This window comes from Dactylosporangium thailandense, from assembly GCF_059739745.1.
Map to the genome: position 1 here is coordinate 10,214,713 of NZ_AP029195.1, position 15,831 is coordinate 10,230,543.

Consider the following 15,831-nt stretch of genomic DNA (forward strand, 5'->3'; position numbering starts at 1 on the left):
TGTGACTACGTCCGGGGCGGGTGATCACGCTCGGGCTGGCCGTAGTGCAGGGCGACACGGTCGGCGTACAGCAGCTGGGCCGCGATCCCGAGCACCAGGAACAGCAGCAACATGGGCAGCGGCAGGAGCCGGGCCAGCGGTAGCTCGTCCAGGTGGCGGCCGTACTGCTGCATCGTGATCATCACCGCGTAGGTCCCGGTCGGATGGGTGTTGGTGCCGTTGACGAAGGGCCACAGCGCGTCCTGCGCCTGCACGAACCAGGTGGCCAGGTAGGCGATCCCGAGCATCGGCAGCCCGGGCCAGATCACCGACCACCAGGAGGCCGGCCGCCCCTCCTGGTGCAGCACCTCGCGCCGCAGCGCCTGGCCGCGGAACAGCATCGCCAGCAGGATGAGCGCCGGGATGGTCACCCGCGACGGCGGGACGAGGGCGAGGAACGTGTTGAGCCGGCCGGCGGTCGCCCCCGCGGCGTACTCGCGCAGCACGAGCGGCCCGACCCCGACGAACAGGAACAGGCCGAACGGGAGCAGGAGCAGCTCGCTGTAGCGGCCGAGGGGGCGCAGGCCGCTGATGCCGAACGCGGCCAGCCCGGCCACGGTCACCCCGATGAGCGTGGAGATCAGGGGCGGCAGCCACGTGTTGGCGAAGGTCGCCGGGAGCTTGTCGTTGTCGTCGGTGATGCGGCTCAGCCAGGGCCAGATCCCGATCAGGGTGACGACGAGCACGATGAGCAGCAGGCCGCCCAGCGGGCCCCGGCCCCAGGCGCGCCCCTCGCGGACGACGCCGGTGACTGCGCTGGTGACTTGGAAGCGCAGGTTGGTCACGATGATCAGGACGGTCGCGGCGGCGCCGAGCAGCATCAGGGGCACCAGCAGGACCGACGAGATCGCGGTGGCGACGCCGAAGTTGAAGTTGACGAAGCCGTACCGCGTCATCTGCAGCACCGGCGTGGCCTCCTGGAAGACCTGCGCGAACGCGAACTCCTGCAGGGCCAGGCCGATGACGGTCAGCACGGCCAGCAGCCCGCCGAGGACCACCCCGGGCCACGGGCTGCGGCCGCTGCGGAAGGCGGCCAGGTAGAGCAGGGCGGCGGCCGCCGTGACGACGCCGAAGGTGCCCAGCCAGAAGGCCGAGAGCTGGGAGTGCCCGTCGGCGAAGTGCGCGACCGCGATGCCGAACGGCGTGAACGCGACCAGCGGAAAGGTCAGCAGGCCGCGGGCGACCCAGCGGCCCGTGCGACCGGTGGTCTCGGCGGCCCAGGCCACGGCCGGGGCGACCACGACCACGGCGAGCAGCGGCAGGAGCGCGAGCAGCAGCGTGGTGCCGATCGCGCCGCCCAGCCCGTTCTCGAACGCCTTGCGGTAGTTGTCGAACCCGACGGATTCGCCCGTCGCGGCGCCGGAGAACGTGCGCAGGCCGCTGAGCCGGTTGAACGAGCTCTTGAAGGTCCAGAACACGGGCTCGACGTAGGAGGTGATGAGCAGCACCAGCGCCGGGAGCACCAGTACGAGGCCGACGACCACCTGCCAGGCGGGTCGGGGGGTGGCCGGGCGCAGCATCGTCGGCTGGACGGTCATGCCGTCGATGCTATGGGCCCGGCGCACTTTCAGCGCGTCAAGATGGCCGTGACCCCCTGGCCGCCCGCCGCGCAGATGGAGATCAGGCCGCGTCCGGAGCCCCGTTCGGCGAGCAGTTTCGCGAGGGTGGCCACGAGCCGGCCGCCGGTCGCGGCGAAGGGGTGCCCGGCGGCCAGGGACGAGCCGTTCACGTTGAGCTTCGCGCGGTCGATCGCGCCCAGCGGCTCGTCGAGGCCGAGGCGCTCCTCGCAGAAGCGCGGGTCCTCCCAGGCCTTGAGGGTGGCCAGCACCTGCGAGGCGAAGGCCTCGTGGATCTCGTAGTAGTCGAAGTCCCGCAGCTTCAGGCCGGAGCGGGCCAGGAGCCGGGGCACCGCGTACGCCGGGGCCATGAGCAGCCCGTCCTGCCCGCTCACGAAGTCCACGGCGGCCGTCTCGGTGGCCTCGAAGTACGCCAGCACCGGCAGTTTGCGCGCCTTCGCCCAAGCCTCCGAGGCCAGCAGTACCACGGCGGCGCCGTCGGTGAGCGGGGTGGAGTTGCCGGCCGTCATGGTCGCGGTGGGGCCGCGCCCGTAGACCGGCTTGAGCCCGGCCAGCTTCGCCGGCGACGTGTCCGGGCGCAGGTTCTGGTCGCGGGCGAGGCCGAGGTAGGGCGTGACGAGGTCGTCGAAGAACCCGCGCTCGTAGGCGGCGGCGAGCCGCTGGTGCGAGGCCAGCGCCAGCTCGTCCTGCTCCTCGCGGCCGATGCCGAACTCGGCCGCGGTCAGCGCCGCGTGCTCGCCCATCGACAGCCCGGTGCGCGCCTCGGCGTTGCGCGGGATGTCCGGTTTGAGCTGCGCCGGGCGGAACCGGCTCACCGCGCGCAGCCGGGCGCCGAGCGAGCGGGACCGGTTGAGCTCCATCATGATCCGCCGGGCGTCCTCGTTGACGCCGAGCGGCGCGTCCGAGGTGGTGTCGACGCCGCCGGCGATGCCCACCTCGATCTGGCCGAGGGCGATTTTGTTGGCGACCAGGATCGCCGCCTCGAGCCCGGTGCCGCAGGCCTGCTGCACGTCGTACGCCGGGGTCCGCGGGTCGAGCCGCGAGCCGAGCACCGATTCCCGTGTCAGATTGAAATCGCGGCTGTGCTTGAGCACCGCACCGGCCGCGACCTCGCCCAGCCGCTCACCCGCGAGGCCGAAGCGGGCCACGAGCCCGTCTATGGCGGCGGTCAGCATGTCCTGGTTTGATGCAGTGGCGTAGGCGCTGCCCGAGCGGGCGAAGGGGATGCGGTTGCCGCCGACGACCGCGACCCGGACGGGGGGTTCCGAGGGGGCATTCGAGGGGGCCATCGGAGTCTCCTTCTCGACGGGGCAGGGCATTCTGGCGCTACCCTACTCATGAGTAGGTTAGCGCGCGGAGTTGTGACTGGGGAGGCACGCAATGACCGATCGCTACGCGACCTTCGCCCACTCGGGCGCCGGGAGGTTCCTGGTCAGACGCCTCGGCCTGCCGGATCCGCCGCCGCTTCGCCGGTTCCGGGCCGGCGAGGGATTCGGGCCGGTCACCCTCGGGGGCGACGGGCGCCTGGCCGAGCCGACCCGGCACATCCTCGACAAGCTGCCGACCGTCCTCGGCGACGGCGAGCGGCCCGCCGCGCTCATCTTCGACGCCACGGGCATCACCGACAGCGCCGGCCTGCGCGCGCTCTACGAATTCTTCCACCCGGTGATCCGCTCGCTGCGCCCGTCGGGCCGGGTGATCGTGCTGGGCAGCCCGCCCGAGCTGTGCACGAGCGCCCGGGAGGCCACCGCGCAACGGGCGCTCGAGGGGTTCGTGCGCTCGGTCGGCAAGGAGATCGGCCGCGGGTCGACGGCCCAGCTCGTCTACGTGGCGCCGGGCGCCGAGGAGGCGACCGAGTCCACCCTGCGCTTCCTGCTGTCGGGGCGCTCGGCGTACGTCTCCGGCCAGGTCATCCGCATCGGCCCCGCCACCGTGGACGTGCCCGACGACTGGGACCAGCCGCTCGTGGGCCGCACCGCCGTGGTCACCGGGGCCGCCCGCGGCATCGGCGCGGCCATCGCCGAGGTGCTCACCCGCGAGGGCGCGCACGTGGTCTGCCTCGACGTGCCCGCGGCCGGCGAGGAGCTGTCGCGGGTCGCCAACGAGCTGAAGGGCACCGCGCTGCAGCTGGACCTGACCGCCGGGGACGCCCCGCGCCGGCTCGCCGACTTCATCGCCACCCGGCACGTGCACGCGGACATCTTCGTGCACAACGCCGGGATCACCCGGGACAAGACCCTCGGGCGCATGGACGAGGGGCAGTGGGCCTCGGTGATCGACGTGAACCTCGCCGGCCAGGAGCGCATCAACGACGTGCTGCTCGCCGAGAACCTGCTCGGCGGCAACGGCCGGATCGTCTCGGTGTCCTCGGTCTCGGGGATCGCCGGCAACCGCGGCCAGACCAACTACGCCACCTCGAAGGCCGGCGTGATCGGGCTGGTGCAGGCCAGCGTGGGCGCGGTCGCCGAGCGCGGGCTCACGATCAACGCGGTCGCGCCCGGCTTCATCGAGACCAGGATGACCGCGGCCATGCCGATGTTCGTGCGCGAGGGCGGCCGGCGGCTCAACAGCATGTCCCAGGGCGGGCTGCCGGTCGACGTGGCCGAGACGATCGCCTGGCTGGCCCACCCGGCGTCCGGCGGGCTCAACGGCAACGTCGTGCGGGTGTGCGGGCAGAGCCTCCTGGGGGCCTGATGGAGACCACCGTCCTCGCGGCGCCGCCCCGGCTCGGCCCGCTCTACCGAGCCGCCGCCCTGCGCCGGCCCAACGGCAGCAGGCTTCCCGAGCGGGAGCTGCGCCTCGACGAGGTGCGCGTCGACCTCGCGCACCTCGCGGAGTACGACCGGGTGTGCGGGTTCCGGCTGCGCGACGAGCTGCCGGCGACCTACCCGCACGTGCTCGCGTTCCCGCTCGCCCTCGCGCTCATGACGGCCGCGGACTTCCCGTTCCCGGTGCTCGGCGTGGTGCACGTGGCCAACGCGATCGAGGTCCTCCGCCCGCTGACGTCCTCGGACGCGTTCTCCTTGTCGGTACGCGCCGAGGACCTCCGCCCCCACGAGCGCGGCACGCAGTTCGACGTGGTCGCGACCGCCTCGATCGCCGACGAGCCCGTCTGGCACGGGCGCTCGACGTATCTGCGCATTTTGAAGAAGTCCGACAAATCGTCAACACCGTCGGCCGAACCCCCGCGGCCCACCGCGGTCTGGCGCGTGCCGAGGCGGACGGGGACCGACTACGCGGCCGCGTCCGGGGACCGCAACCCGATCCACACGAGCCGAATCCTCGCCCGCGCGTTGGGCTTCCGCTCCACCATCGCGCACGGGATGTGGACGAAGGCCCGGTGCCTGGCCGCCCTCGAGGGCCGCCTGCCGGAGCGGTACACGGTGTCGGTCCAGTTCAAGCGCCCGATCCTGCTGCCCGCGACCGTGGCGTTCTCGGCGCGTGACGGGCACATCGCCGTACACGATCGGGGGACAGGGGCGCCGCACCTCACCGGGACGATCGTTGAACCCCGCTGTGCAGACGCTGACGAGGGCGCCCGCTGAGCCCGTGAGCGCGGCGCCCAAGGGTGCGCTCTCCGGGCGGCTCGCGGGTCCGGCCCTGCTGCTCGCGGCCGCGGTCGCGGTGCTGTGGTTCTACCGCGTCCCGCCCCTGAGCACCGCGCTGTTCGGGCTGTACGTCGCGCTCGGCATCGCGCTCCCGGGAACCCTCTGGTGGCGGCTGCTGCGCGGCGGGCCGTCCTGGTTCGGCGGGGACGTGGCCGCGGGGCTTGTCGTGGGGTACATCGGCGAGGTCTTCTGCTATGTCCTCGCCCGGCTCATCGGGGCCCCGCTCCTGGTGCTGGTCTTCCCGCTCGGCACCGTCGCGCTCTTCGCCGCCGCGCCGGGCCTGCGGCGGCACCTGCGCCGCGACCCGCACGCCGAGCGCCCGCCCGCCCTCTGGGTGTGGGCGATGACCGCGCTCTCGGGGATCACGCTGGTCTGGAGCGTCAAGTTCTTCCGGGTGTACGGCCTGAGCTACCCCGCCAACGCCTCGCCCGACACCGACAGCCCGTTCCACCTCGCGCTGGTGGGCGAGGCCAAGCACCACATGCCGATGACGATCCCGTGGATTCAGGGTGAGCCGCTGCTGTACCACTGGTTCGTCTACCCCGAGATGGCCGCGACGAGCTGGGTGACCGGCATCGAGCCCAACGTGCTGCTGCTGCGCCTGTCGATGCTGCCCATGCTCATGGCGTTCCCGGTGCTCGTCGCGCTGCTCGCCCGCCGGGTCATCGGCGGCTGGTGGCCCGGCGTCGCCGCGAGCGCCATGACGCTGCTCGTGCTCGCCCCCAACCCGTACCAGTGGCAGCTCAACGCCTTCTACCGCGACCTCGCCTTCAGCGGCTTCGACGACGGCGCCTACCTGCGCCAGACCGCGTGGACGGGCCCGACCCAGACCTTCGGCGCGCTGCTGTTCGTCCCGGTGCTGCTCGTGCTCGCCGATCTGCTCCAGGGCGCGGGCGGGCGGCGGCAGTGGGTGCTCTTCGCCGTGCTGCTCGCGGGCGTGACCGGCGGCAAGGCGACCTACCTGCCCCTGCTCGCCGCCGGCCTCGCCCTGCTCGTGCTGGTCAAACGGTTCCGTCACCGCGCCGCGCTGGTCGCGCTCGGCGTCACCGTCGCCGCGATCGTGGCCGCCCAGGTGCTGCTGTTCGGCTCCAGCAGCCAGGGCACGCGGCTGGCGCCGCTGACCGACGTGGCCACCGGGGGCATCGGGGTGACGACGGGCTTCAGCACCGACCGGGTGCCGTGGAAGCTCCTGGTGCTCGCCGGCCTGACGGTGCTGTGCTGGGCCGCGATGTGGGCGGGCATCGGCCGGCTGCGGCGCCCGTCGCCGGCCCTGATCGTGATGCTCGGCATCGGCATCGCGGGCGCGGCCGCGACGATGCTGCTGGGCCAGGACGGCGACTCGCAGCGCTACTTCCTCGAGTCGGCGCGCCCGTACCTGTGCGTCGCCGCGGTGGCGGGCCTCTCCCGCTGGCGGGTGCTGACGGTCTCGGCCGTGGCCGGGGTGATCATCATCCAGGTCGTGCAGTCGCTCGGGCGGGACAGCATTCCTCGCAACGGCTCGGTCTGGGATCTGGTGCTGCCGTATGCGGCCCTGGCGCTGGTGCTCGGGCTTGCGTACGGGGTGACGAAATGTCCGCCGCTCCGCGACGGACATTTCGGACATTTCATAATATTGGGGTTGCTGCTGGGGTTCGGGGTGAATACCAGCGTGCAACACTTCGTGCTCATCGCGGCGGAGTCGCGGCAGAGCGGCCTGCGGGATGTGGTGCGCAGCCCGCGGTACATCAGCCAAGGCACTTTGGAAGCGGGTCGCTGGCTGCGGGACCACTCCAGCCCCGCGGATCTGGTCGCGACCAACGCGCACTGCCTGCCGTTCGACGGCCGGTGCAGCAATCTCCACTTCTCGATGACGGCGTACTCCGAACGGAGGATGCTCGTCGAGGGCTGGGGCTTCTCCACCACCGCGCACGAGCGCGCCGACGAGCTCGGCATGTGGTCCGGAGCGGTGCCGTACTGGAAGCCCGAGGTGCTCGCCGCCAACGACGCCGTGTTCGCGGATCCGAGCCCCGAAAATGTGGACGTTCTTCGCAATCGCTACCGAGTCCGGTGGCTGTTCGTTGATGAAACGCAGAGCAGCGTTTCGCCGCGACTTGCGACCTTTGCGAAGTTCCGCTTCCGGTCCGGGGTCTGCGTGGTGTACGAGCTGCCCCGTTCCTGACGTTAGGTAGGCGCTTTGAAGGCAACGAAGCAACTCGCCGTCCCGTTCAACAAGGGGTACCTGACCGGAGCCGAGCCCGCGTACCTCCAGCAGGCGATGGCGAACGGCCCGATGACGGGCGACGGCCCCTTCACCAAGCGCGCGAACCAGCTGCTGAACCAGATCATCGGCGCCCGGCACACCCTGCTGACGACCTCGTGTACGCACGCCCTGGACATGACCGCGCTGCTGCTCGACCTCGGCCCCGGCGACGAGGTCATCCTGCCGTCGTTCACCTTCTGCTCGACCGCGAACGCGTACGCCCTGCGCGGCGCCCGCCCGGTCTTCGTCGACTGCCGGGCCGACACCCTGAACATCGACGAGCGCCTGATCGAGGCGGCCATCACGGACCGCACGCGCGCGATCGTCGTCGTGCACTACGCGGGCGTGGCGGTGGAGATGGACGCCATCATGGCCCTGGCCCGCCGCCACGATCTGGTGGTCATCGAGGACAACGCGCACGGCCTCGGCGGCACCTACCGCGGCCGGAACCTGGGCTCGATCGGCGAGCTGGCCACGCAGAGCTTCCACGAGACCAAGAACGTCCACTGCGGCGAGGGCGGCGCCCTGATCCTGAACGACGAGCGCTTCTACGACCGCGCCGAGATCATCAGGGAGAAGGGCACCAACCGCGGCCAGTTCTTCCGGGGCATGGTGGACAAGTACCGCTGGATGGACCTCGGGAGCTCGTACCTCCCCTCGGACCTGCTGGCCGCGTTCCTGACGGCCCAGCTGGAGCACTTCACGGAGATCCAGCGCCGCCGCATGCACGTGTGGAACAGCTACCACAATCGCCTGGCCACGTGGGCCGTGGAGCACGGCGTGATCCAGCCGACGGTCCCGTCCGACAGAACCCACCCCGCGCATCTGTACTACCTGCTGCTCCCGGACCTGCAGAGCCGCTCGGCGATGCTGGGCCACCTGCTCGAGCAGGGCGTGCTGGGCACCTTCCACTACCAGCCCCTGCATCTGGCGCCCGCCGGCCGGAAGTACGGCCGCACCGACGGCTGCCCGGTGACGGAGGACGTGGCGGATCGCCTGCTGCGCCTGCCGCTCTACGCCGGCATGGACGACGACGACATCGACCTCGTCATCAGGGCGGTGGAGTCGTACCGCCCGGTGCGCCGAACCCCGCACCCGGCCGCGGCCTGCCCCAAGTGACCACGACGGTAGAACGAGTCCTGACCGACCGCCGCGTGCGATACGTGGCGGTCGGCGCCGTCTCGTCGGCGGTGTACTACGCCCTGTTCACCGCGATCTACCTGACCACTCGCGACCACCTGCACTACTTGGCCATCCCGGTCCTGGCCAACTTCGGCTGCGCCCTGGCGACCTATCCGCTGCAGCGCCGCTGGGTCTTCCAGTCGAAGGGCCCGGTGGTCTCGGGCTTCCTGAAGTTCTACGTGATCTGCCTGTGGGCGCTGCTCTTCACGTACGCGGGCCTGCCGTTGCTGGTGGAGCTGGCCCACATCCCCGTCCTGGCGGCGCAGGCCATCCTGATCGTGACGGCCCCCCTGATCAACTACCAGCTGAGCAAGTGGTGGGCCTTCCGCCGCTAGCCGACGTCGCAGTAGACCGCGATCTGCGTCCGGCGCGCCTCGATCCCGTCCGGCACGTGCCGCCCCGCGACCCGATCCCCGGCGTGGGTGCCGGCGCAGTACTCACCGTCGTAGGCAACGGCCTCGCCCCCGACGATCGCCCCGCCGGCATCGCGGTACACGATCGCGCCACCGGCGGCGGAAAGCCCACGACACGGCGCCGTCGCGAGGTTCGCGGGAAGCAGAAAGTCGGGCGGACTCGGCCCGTCGTCCTCGGCGAGCACGTCATACCGGTGGAACAAGGGGTTGTACCGCTCGACCTTCACCCAACGCCCACTTCGCACCACGGCATCGACGCGCGAGACGGCGACGCCCTGCTCCGGCCGCACATCGATCGCTGCTCCTACGGGCAGCCCAGCCCCGGGCAACACCACGGGCAGCAACCGCGGCGCGAGGGCGGCCACCTCCCGACCACCGGCGTCGATCAGCCTGAAGGTCACCGTTGCCCGATACGCGGCCGGCCCGGGGGCACGGTTCGCCACGATCGCGCCGACGCTGAACGTCCACGGGCCGACCTTGCTCAGCCCCTGCTCCGCCACGACCAACGAGTTCGACCCCGGCGCGTCGGCGTCCCTCGGGGCCGAGGCCGAACAGCCGGCGGCCGTCGCCGAGCGGGACCACCAGAACCAGACCGCACCACCGATCAGCAGTGCGACGGCCACCATCGCGGCCCCGAAACGCCCCCGTGTCATGGCGTCCAGGCTTCGCCACGCCGAGGCGACGGACAAGGGCCGATTCGCGCCTGTGGATAACTCCGCAGAAACGCAGCATGCGTTCTACTGAATTACCCCGCAAACGGCGTCGCTCAAGACCCTTGCGCCATCTTGGCCGATCTTGTTGGGCGGCCACAACTCCACTCGAACCTCGGCCGGCCGGCGGAGATTTTGGGGCGCACGGGGTTGGAGGAGGAGCGAGGTCTCGCCGGCGTAGATGTTCAAACTGTCGAGATCGCCCTCGCCGGTTGACCGACTCCGACGCCTACAGTTGCTGGCTGTCTGCTCACGATTTTCACGCTGACTCGGAAATTCCGATCATCGCTTGGTGGGGCGACCAGTGAAACAGGTAGCCGCTACCGAACCGCCCTGGCCGACGGTAGGGAAGGCCGAGGGACTGGCGGGGGTGGGGGCCGAGGAGAGGCCCGTCGGGGGGAGTGCTCCGGGCCCGCAGGTCCGCCGATGGAAAGCATGCAAGAGACGGTCAGTCCGGCAACACCGGCGGTGAGTCCGGCGAAAAAGGCGCCCCGGCTTCGTCGCAGCCGCTCGCGACGGATCCACGGACCCGAATGTGAGTGCTTCGTAGTCCGGCAAGGTCCCCACCTCGGAATGCGAAATCGGCCCTTCCAGGATATTGACGAGCGACGTGATCTTTGCTCACCTGAACACGGCGGGTGCCGAGGCCGACCAGACAGCAGGCGAGCCCGTCCAGGCAGCGAAGATGTACGACCAGCCACGGCAATCCGGGCCAAGTGATGCCCACGGCGGAGACCAGTTCGCAGCTCGGCGGTGGGTGCTCGCGCCTCGCGGCGGCGTCCGGTCCAGCTGCTGAGCTTTGGCGGAGGGCGTGGGATTCGAACCCACGGAGACGCGGAACGCCTCACCGGTTTTCAAGACCGGCGCCATCGGCCACTAGGCGAGCCCTCCAGCGGAACGACGCTAAGTGTGCCAGATCCCCGCCCGCGCGTGGCACGTCACCCACGTGAGGGACGTCGTTCGGGCGAACGCGTGGCGGTGAACCCCCGAACACGGCCGGGCAAATGCCGTCGAAGTGGGCTTGAGCTGCGCAGACTCGAAAGGCAGGTTGCTGCGACGGGGGGATGGGACCGTGCACCTCTTCTTCAACGATCCGCGGGACGGGTACGTCACTCGGCACCGCCGCATCGTCCGGCCCTCGCTCGCCGCGCTCGTTGTCGGGGGAGTTGGGGTTGCCGCGCTCGGGGTCATCATCGGGTCGGCCGGGTACGACACCGAGGGGAGTGGCGGGCCGGCCCGGGCCGAGGGTGGGGGGTTCGCCGTGCCGGCCGCGACCGGCAGTGCGCGCGGGGCCAACGCGAGTGGGCCGCTGGGGATGAGTACCGTTCCCGCCGCCCCTGTTCCGATTCTCGACCTCGGGGTCACGCCCAGCCCCGCGGCTCCGGCGCCGGTGCAGACGCCGGGTGAGAAGAAGGCCGTCGTGCGGGTCGAGCGGACCACGCCGCGGCCTAAGGCACCGGCTACGACGGCGGCGGCTCCGGCGCCCCCGCCGGTGGTGGTCGTGACCGAGGCGCCCGTTGTCGAGGAGCCCGAGCCGGCCGACGAGCCCACCGAGGAGCCGGTCGACGTCGACGAGCATCAGGGGCGGCACCGCTGGCATCAATGGGGTGACGGCCACCGGTGGCGGCCGTGGTGGGAGCAACGATGATGGAAGCGTGCATGCGATCACGATCGAGCGGCCCGGTGGACCCGAGGCGCTGCGCTGGAGCGAGGTTCCCGATCCGGCCGCGGCCGCCGGCGAGGTACTGATCGAGGTGGCGGCCGCCGGCGTCAACCGCGCCGACGCGCTGCAGCGGCAGGGGAACTATCCGCCACCCAAGGACGCTCCTCCTTACCCGGGGCTCGAGGTCTCGGGGCGCATCAAGGCGGTCGGCGACGGGGTGCACGGGTGGCACGCCGGGCAGGAGGTGTGCGCGCTGCTCGGGGGTGGCGGCTACGCGCAGCTCGTGGCCGTCCCCGCGGCTCAGGTGCTGCCGGTGCCCAACGGCGTGGACCTGGTCGACGCGGCTGGGCTGCCCGAGGTGGCCGCTACCGTCTTCTCCAACGTGGTCGACCTGGCCCGGCTCAAGCCGGGGGAGACGCTGCTCGTGCACGGCGGCGGGAGCGGGATCGGGACGTTCGCGATCCAGCTGGGCAAGGCGCTCGGCGCCGAGGTCGTGGCGACGGCGCGGGCGGCGAAGCGGGAGCGGCTGCTCGAGCTCGGCGCGGACCGCGTGATCGACTACCAGGCGGCCGACTTCTCCAAGGAGGTCCAGGCCGACGTGGTGCTCGACATCATGGGCGGCTCATACCTGAAGCCGAACGTCGACGCCCTCAAGGTCGGCGGGCGGCTCGTGGTGATCGGGCTGCAGGGCGGGCGCCGCGGGGAGCTCGACATGGGGCAGCTGCTCACGAAGCGGGCACTGGTCGCCGGGACGACGCTGCGCGCGCGGTCGGCCGCCGAGAAGGCCGGGATCGTCCGCGGGGTGCGCGAGGAGGTCTGGCCGCTGGTGGACGAGGGCATGATCCGGCCGGTGATCCACCGGCGGTTCCCGATGACCGAGGCGGCCGCGGCCCATCGGCTGCTCGAGTCCAACGAGCACGTCGGGAAGATTCTGCTGACGAACTAGGGGCGGATGAGCACGACCGGGCCCGTGCCCTTCGCCGCCAGGCGGTCCTCGGTGTTGACCAGCGCGCACGTCTTCAGCGACAGGCAGCCGCAGCCGATGCACCCGGTGAGCGTGTCCCGCAGCCGCTCGAGCAGCTGGATCTGCTCGTCGAGGTGGGAGCGCCACCCGGCGGAGAGCCGGGCCCAGTCGGCCTTGGTGGGCGTGCGGTTGGCCGGCAGCGAGGCGAGCGCCTCCTTGATCGTCTCCAGCGGCACGCCGACCTGGGCGGAGATGCGGATGAAGGAGACGCGGCGCAGCTGGGAGCGCTCGTACCGGCGCTGGTTGCCGCCGGTGCGAGTGGCGTGGATGAGGCCGAGCTTCTCGTAGAACCGCAGCGCGGACGGGGCCACGCCGCTGCGTGCGGAGAGCTCGCCGATGCTCAGGAGGTCCCGATGGTCCGGGACGGCTTGCGCATGCGTTCGCGGGACAGGATCCACAGTGCCTCGACCCCGTCCTTCCAGGTGATCTTCTTGCCCTCTTCGCGGGTGCGGGCGCGGTAGCTGATCGGCACCTCGTAGGGCCGGTGCCGGTTGCGCAGCAGCTTGCCGGTCACCTCGGCCTCCATGCCGAAGCCGGCCGAGCGCACCTGGAGCGAGCGGTACAGCGAGACGGGCATCAGCTTGAAGCACGTCTCCAGGTCGCCGAGGTAGCAGTTGTAGAGCATGTTCGCGGCGGTCGTGACGGCCTTGTTGCCCATCACATACCAGAACGAGAAGGAGCTGTGCGAGCCGAAGGTCCGGTTGCCGTAGACGACGGTAGCGCGCCCGTCGAGCACCGGCTCGAGCAGCTTCGGGATGTCCTGCGGGTCGTATTCGAGGTCGGCGTCCAGGATGACCATGTAGTCGCCGGTCGCGTTCTCGACCGCGGTCTTGATCGCCGCGCCCTTGCCCCGGTTGCGCGGGTGCACGACGACGCGGAGCCGCTCGTCGGTGAGCCCGTGGAGGATCTCGGCCGTCCGGTCACGGCTGCCGTCGTCGACGATCACCAGCTCGATCTCGGTCGGGTAGTCGACGTCGAGGGCCTGCTTCACTGCGTCGGCAACGCGGACTTCCTCGTTGTAGACGGGCATCAGGATCGACAGCTTCATCACGAACTCCGGGGGCACTTTGGCTGGACCATCAGACTAGCGGCCCGTCACCCGGGCGTGTGACCCTCCCGCGGAGGAGGGCCCGCTCGTACCTTGGTGCTTATGACGACGGTGGAACGGTTGGGCGAGGAACAGTATCTCCTGGTGACGACGTTCCGCCGGGACGGTACACCAGTGCCGACCCCGGTGTGGGCCGCGCGCGACGGGGACGCCCTCATGGTGTGGACCGTGAACGACTCCGGCAAGGTCAAGCGCATCCGCCGCGACGGCACGGTCACCGTCGCGCCGTGCACGGTGCGGGGCAAGGCGACCGGCCCGGCGGTCCCGGCGCACGCGACGCTGCTCGGCCCGGAGGGCGGCGCGGCCGCGCGCGAGCTCATCAAGCGCAAGTACGGCCTGAAGGGTCGGCTGTTCGTATGGGCGAGCATCCGCCGCCGGGGCGCCGATGCCACCGTCGGGGTGCGGATAACACTGTCCTGAAGGCTGAAAAAGCAACGCGCTCGGATCACCGGGGGGTGACGATCCGAGCGCGTTGCGGTAATAAGCCGTGTTGTTTGGCGCAGGAGGACGACGCGAGGTACTGTCTGCGTCAGTCGCCCGTGCGTTGCGTGGGAATTTGGCCCTGGAGCAGGGCCCGCACCTCGGACTCCCGGTAGCGACGGTGGCCACCAAGCGTTCGAATCGCGCTCAGCTTGCCCGCCTTCGCCCACCGGGTGACGGTCTTCGGGTCGACGCGGAACATCGACGCGACCTCAGCCGGCGTGAGCAACGGCTCAGGTTCATGCGTACGAGATGGCATCGGTCACTCCTCCACAGGTACCCAGGAACGCCGGCCGGGGTCCCGCCGGTCGACGCGTTTCCTATGGTCCGGCTAGTCCCCGATGTCCGACATGGGCCGAACGGCTGAAGGTCCCTGTATGGACGGATGATGAATAAGTGAATTTTCCGATTTTGACACCGCAAAACCGGATAAATTCGGACTCATTTTGACGGAGGGTGAGCGATCCACCACGAATCTAGCTCACTCTCCGGGGTGATGGTAGCTCACAAACACCCTTGTAGTAGGCATAACGGACACGGACGTGGTGCGATTCGGTTGCGAAGGGTGACACCCGATCGGGTGGTGGACGAAGCGGACATTTAGCGTCGTCAACATCCATGGCTCGGGTCCGCGTCAGTCGCAGACCGTCGCTCCCGCCAGACAAAGGGCGGCCCCGAGGGCCTTCGGCCGGAGGGGGCCGCCCAGCCAGGTCCGCGGTGGCAAGAACGAGGAGCGGGTCGGACGGACGGCTGAGCGCGACCAGCCGCGGAGGTGGCAGCGAGCGGTGTTCCGCGGTGGCGGGAACGAGGAGCCCCTCGGATCGAGGGTTGAGCGCAACCAGCGGCGGACCTGGCAGCGATGGCGCGCCAGCGCCGAGCGGTGTCTGGCGGGAGCAACGGTCCGCACCCCGGCGGACCCGAGCCATGGACCGGAAAGCCTAGTTGCAGCGCTCCAGCAGCTGCACGGAGCGCCAGCGCTCGACGAGCTTCTCGTAAACCTCGGTCGCCTCGTCGGCGTCGCCGCGCGCCACGTTCGACAGGCCGGCCGACACCAGCCCCGGCGAGTCGTCGGCCGCCAGCGCGTCGTCCGACATGAGGTTGACCAGGCCGCCGTAGTCCAGCTCCACGATCGAGCGCGAGTGGAACTCCTCCAGCCAGCGGGCCGTCTCCTCGACGGCGACCGTGATCGGGGCGTCGCCCATCGCGCGCCGCAGCACCGCGTAGGCGCGATGCGCGCGGCGGCGGGCCTTCGAGATCTCGGTGCGGTAGCGCAGGACCCGGCGGCCGGGGCGCAGGGACAGCTCGCGCTCCTCCAGGTCGACGAAGACGAACCAGCGCAGCGGCACCCCCCAGGTGGCCACCTGCTCGTGGACCCGCGGCAGGCCGCGCTCGAGGACGTGGTCGCCGCTGCGCCAGTCGTCCACGATCGTCTGGGCGAGGCCGGCCAGCACGGGCGGTACGAACGCGTCCGCGATGACGCTCGGCACGCCGTCGCGCGCCGTCAGCGCCGCCTCGGCGACCCGGATGCGCAGGTTCCAGGGGCAGACGAGCAGCGTGTCGTCGGCCTCGAGGACGTAGGCCTCCTCGGGCAGGGCCGGCAGGCGGGTCCACCCGGCGCCCAGCGCCTCCAGGACCGTGGTGCGCTGGCGGACCGGGCCGTCGGACAGTGCGACGGCGCGGCCTTCCTTGACGTAGCGACGCCAGTACAGCTGGTGGTCGCGGTCGAAGGCAGCCAGCGGCTCATACACCCGCAGGTATGACGCGAAGAGCGACGGCACGGGCCGATCG

Annotated in this window: 15 protein-coding genes and 1 tRNA gene; 8 read left to right on the forward strand and 8 right to left on the reverse strand. The window is 71.0% G+C overall.

The window, feature by feature from the left end:
* Nucleotides 1–5: 5 nt before the first annotated feature.
* Both AC6JBM_RS45480 and AC6JBM_RS45485 read right to left on the reverse strand, forming a co-directional pair.
* Nucleotides 6–1,577: a hypothetical protein gene (locus tag AC6JBM_RS45480; protein ID WP_497979883.1), complete on the reverse strand. Its 1,572-nt coding sequence runs from the start codon at nucleotides 1,575–1,577 to the stop codon at nucleotides 6–8.
* Nucleotides 1,578–1,606: 29 nt separating this feature from the next.
* Nucleotides 1,607–2,905: an acetyl-CoA C-acetyltransferase gene (locus tag AC6JBM_RS45485; RefSeq protein WP_497979884.1), complete on the reverse strand. Its 1,299-nt coding sequence runs from the start codon at nucleotides 2,903–2,905 to the stop codon at nucleotides 1,607–1,609.
* 91 nt (nucleotides 2,906–2,996) lie between these two features.
* Here AC6JBM_RS45485 and AC6JBM_RS45490 point away from each other — a divergent pair, with 91 nt between their 5' ends.
* The 5 genes from AC6JBM_RS45490 to AC6JBM_RS45510 are packed head-to-tail and all read left to right on the forward strand — an operon-like array spanning nucleotide 2,997 to nucleotide 8,980.
* Entirely contained in the window at nucleotides 2,997–4,310 is a 1,314-nt protein-coding gene (locus tag AC6JBM_RS45490) for a 3-oxoacyl-ACP reductase (protein ID WP_497979885.1), read from the forward strand.
* A complete protein-coding gene (locus tag AC6JBM_RS45495; protein ID WP_497979886.1) occupies nucleotides 4,310–5,161 on the forward strand; it encodes a MaoC family dehydratase in 852 nt (283 codons plus the stop codon). The genes AC6JBM_RS45490 and AC6JBM_RS45495 overlap by 1 nt, the downstream gene beginning before the upstream one ends.
* A gap of 4 nt (nucleotides 5,162–5,165) precedes the next feature.
* The gene (locus AC6JBM_RS45500; protein WP_497979887.1) at nucleotides 5,166–7,382 is read left to right on the forward strand and encodes a hypothetical protein; all 2,217 of its coding nucleotides are present in this window, start codon (nucleotides 5,166–5,168) and stop codon (nucleotides 7,380–7,382) included.
* A gap of 15 nt (nucleotides 7,383–7,397) precedes the next feature.
* Nucleotides 7,398–8,582: a dTDP-4-amino-4,6-dideoxygalactose transaminase gene (gene rffA / locus AC6JBM_RS45505; protein ID WP_497979888.1), complete on the forward strand. Its 1,185-nt coding sequence runs from the start codon at nucleotides 7,398–7,400 to the stop codon at nucleotides 8,580–8,582.
* Complete coding sequence (locus AC6JBM_RS45510; protein WP_350620589.1) at nucleotides 8,579–8,980, forward strand: GtrA family protein; 402 nt, start codon at nucleotides 8,579–8,581, stop codon at nucleotides 8,978–8,980. The genes rffA and AC6JBM_RS45510 overlap by 4 nt, the downstream gene beginning before the upstream one ends.
* Here the strand turns inward: AC6JBM_RS45510 and AC6JBM_RS45515 are convergent.
* A complete protein-coding gene (locus tag AC6JBM_RS45515; protein WP_497979889.1) occupies nucleotides 8,977–9,711 on the reverse strand; it encodes a hypothetical protein in 735 nt (244 codons plus the stop codon). The genes AC6JBM_RS45510 and AC6JBM_RS45515 overlap by 4 nt on opposite strands.
* 857 nt (nucleotides 9,712–10,568) lie before the next feature.
* Nucleotides 10,569–10,659, reverse strand: a tRNA-Ser gene (locus AC6JBM_RS45520).
* A gap of 181 nt (nucleotides 10,660–10,840) precedes the next feature.
* Here AC6JBM_RS45520 and AC6JBM_RS45525 point away from each other — a divergent pair.
* Together AC6JBM_RS45525 and AC6JBM_RS45530 are read left to right on the forward strand one after the other, a co-directional pair.
* Nucleotides 10,841–11,416, forward strand: a complete 576-nt coding sequence (locus tag AC6JBM_RS45525; RefSeq protein ID WP_497979890.1) for a hypothetical protein — start codon at nucleotides 10,841–10,843, stop codon at nucleotides 11,414–11,416.
* Nucleotides 11,417–11,423: 7 nt separating this feature from the next.
* Nucleotides 11,424–12,377: an NAD(P)H-quinone oxidoreductase gene (locus AC6JBM_RS45530; RefSeq protein ID WP_497979891.1), complete on the forward strand. Its 954-nt coding sequence runs from the start codon at nucleotides 11,424–11,426 to the stop codon at nucleotides 12,375–12,377.
* Here the strand turns inward: AC6JBM_RS45530 and soxR are convergent.
* Nucleotides 12,374–12,799, reverse strand: coding sequence for a redox-sensitive transcriptional activator SoxR (gene soxR, locus AC6JBM_RS45535; RefSeq protein WP_350620667.1), 426 nt, complete (start codon nucleotides 12,797–12,799; stop codon nucleotides 12,374–12,376). The two genes, AC6JBM_RS45530 and soxR, sit on opposite strands and share 4 nt — an antisense overlap.
* Nucleotides 12,796–13,503, reverse strand: coding sequence for a glycosyltransferase family 2 protein (locus AC6JBM_RS45540; protein ID WP_350620599.1), 708 nt, complete (start codon nucleotides 13,501–13,503; stop codon nucleotides 12,796–12,798). Before AC6JBM_RS45540 ends, soxR begins: the two co-directional genes overlap by 4 nt.
* Nucleotides 13,504–13,605: 102 nt before the next feature.
* Between AC6JBM_RS45540 and AC6JBM_RS45545 the strand changes: the two genes are divergently transcribed.
* Entirely contained in the window at nucleotides 13,606–13,983 is a 378-nt protein-coding gene (locus tag AC6JBM_RS45545; protein WP_350620601.1) for a PPOX class F420-dependent oxidoreductase, read from the forward strand.
* Nucleotides 13,984–14,092: 109 nt separating this feature from the next.
* On the opposite strand, the gene AC6JBM_RS45550 is transcribed toward AC6JBM_RS45545, so the two are convergent.
* Nucleotides 14,093–14,302: a BldC family transcriptional regulator gene (locus AC6JBM_RS45550; protein WP_223099768.1), complete on the reverse strand. Its 210-nt coding sequence runs from the start codon at nucleotides 14,300–14,302 to the stop codon at nucleotides 14,093–14,095.
* 679 nt (nucleotides 14,303–14,981) lie between these two features.
* Nucleotides 14,982–15,821, reverse strand: coding sequence for a DUF8083 family protein (locus AC6JBM_RS45555; protein ID WP_497979892.1), 840 nt, complete (start codon nucleotides 15,819–15,821; stop codon nucleotides 14,982–14,984).
* Nucleotides 15,822–15,831: the final 10 nt, after the last annotated feature.

Coding starts and splice junctions, on each gene's coding strand:
- AC6JBM_RS45480 (WP_497979883.1), bottom strand. CDS start 1,577: ATGACCGTCCAGCCGACGATGCTGCGCCCGGCCACCCCCCGACCCGCC.
- AC6JBM_RS45485 (WP_497979884.1), bottom strand. CDS start 2,905: ATGGCCCCCTCGAATGCCCCCTCGGAACCCCCCGTCCGGGTCGCGGTC.
- AC6JBM_RS45490 (WP_497979885.1), top strand. CDS start 2,997: ATGACCGATCGCTACGCGACCTTCGCCCACTCGGGCGCCGGGAGGTTC.
- AC6JBM_RS45495 (WP_497979886.1), top strand. CDS start 4,310: ATGGAGACCACCGTCCTCGCGGCGCCGCCCCGGCTCGGCCCGCTCTAC.
- AC6JBM_RS45515 (WP_497979889.1), bottom strand. CDS start 9,711: ATGACACGGGGGCGTTTCGGGGCCGCGATGGTGGCCGTCGCACTGCTG.
- AC6JBM_RS45540 (WP_350620599.1), bottom strand. CDS start 13,503: ATGAAGCTGTCGATCCTGATGCCCGTCTACAACGAGGAAGTCCGCGTT.
- AC6JBM_RS45545 (WP_350620601.1), top strand. CDS start 13,606: ATGACGACGGTGGAACGGTTGGGCGAGGAACAGTATCTCCTGGTGACG.
- AC6JBM_RS45550 (WP_223099768.1), bottom strand. CDS start 14,302: ATGCCATCTCGTACGCATGAACCTGAGCCGTTGCTCACGCCGGCTGAG.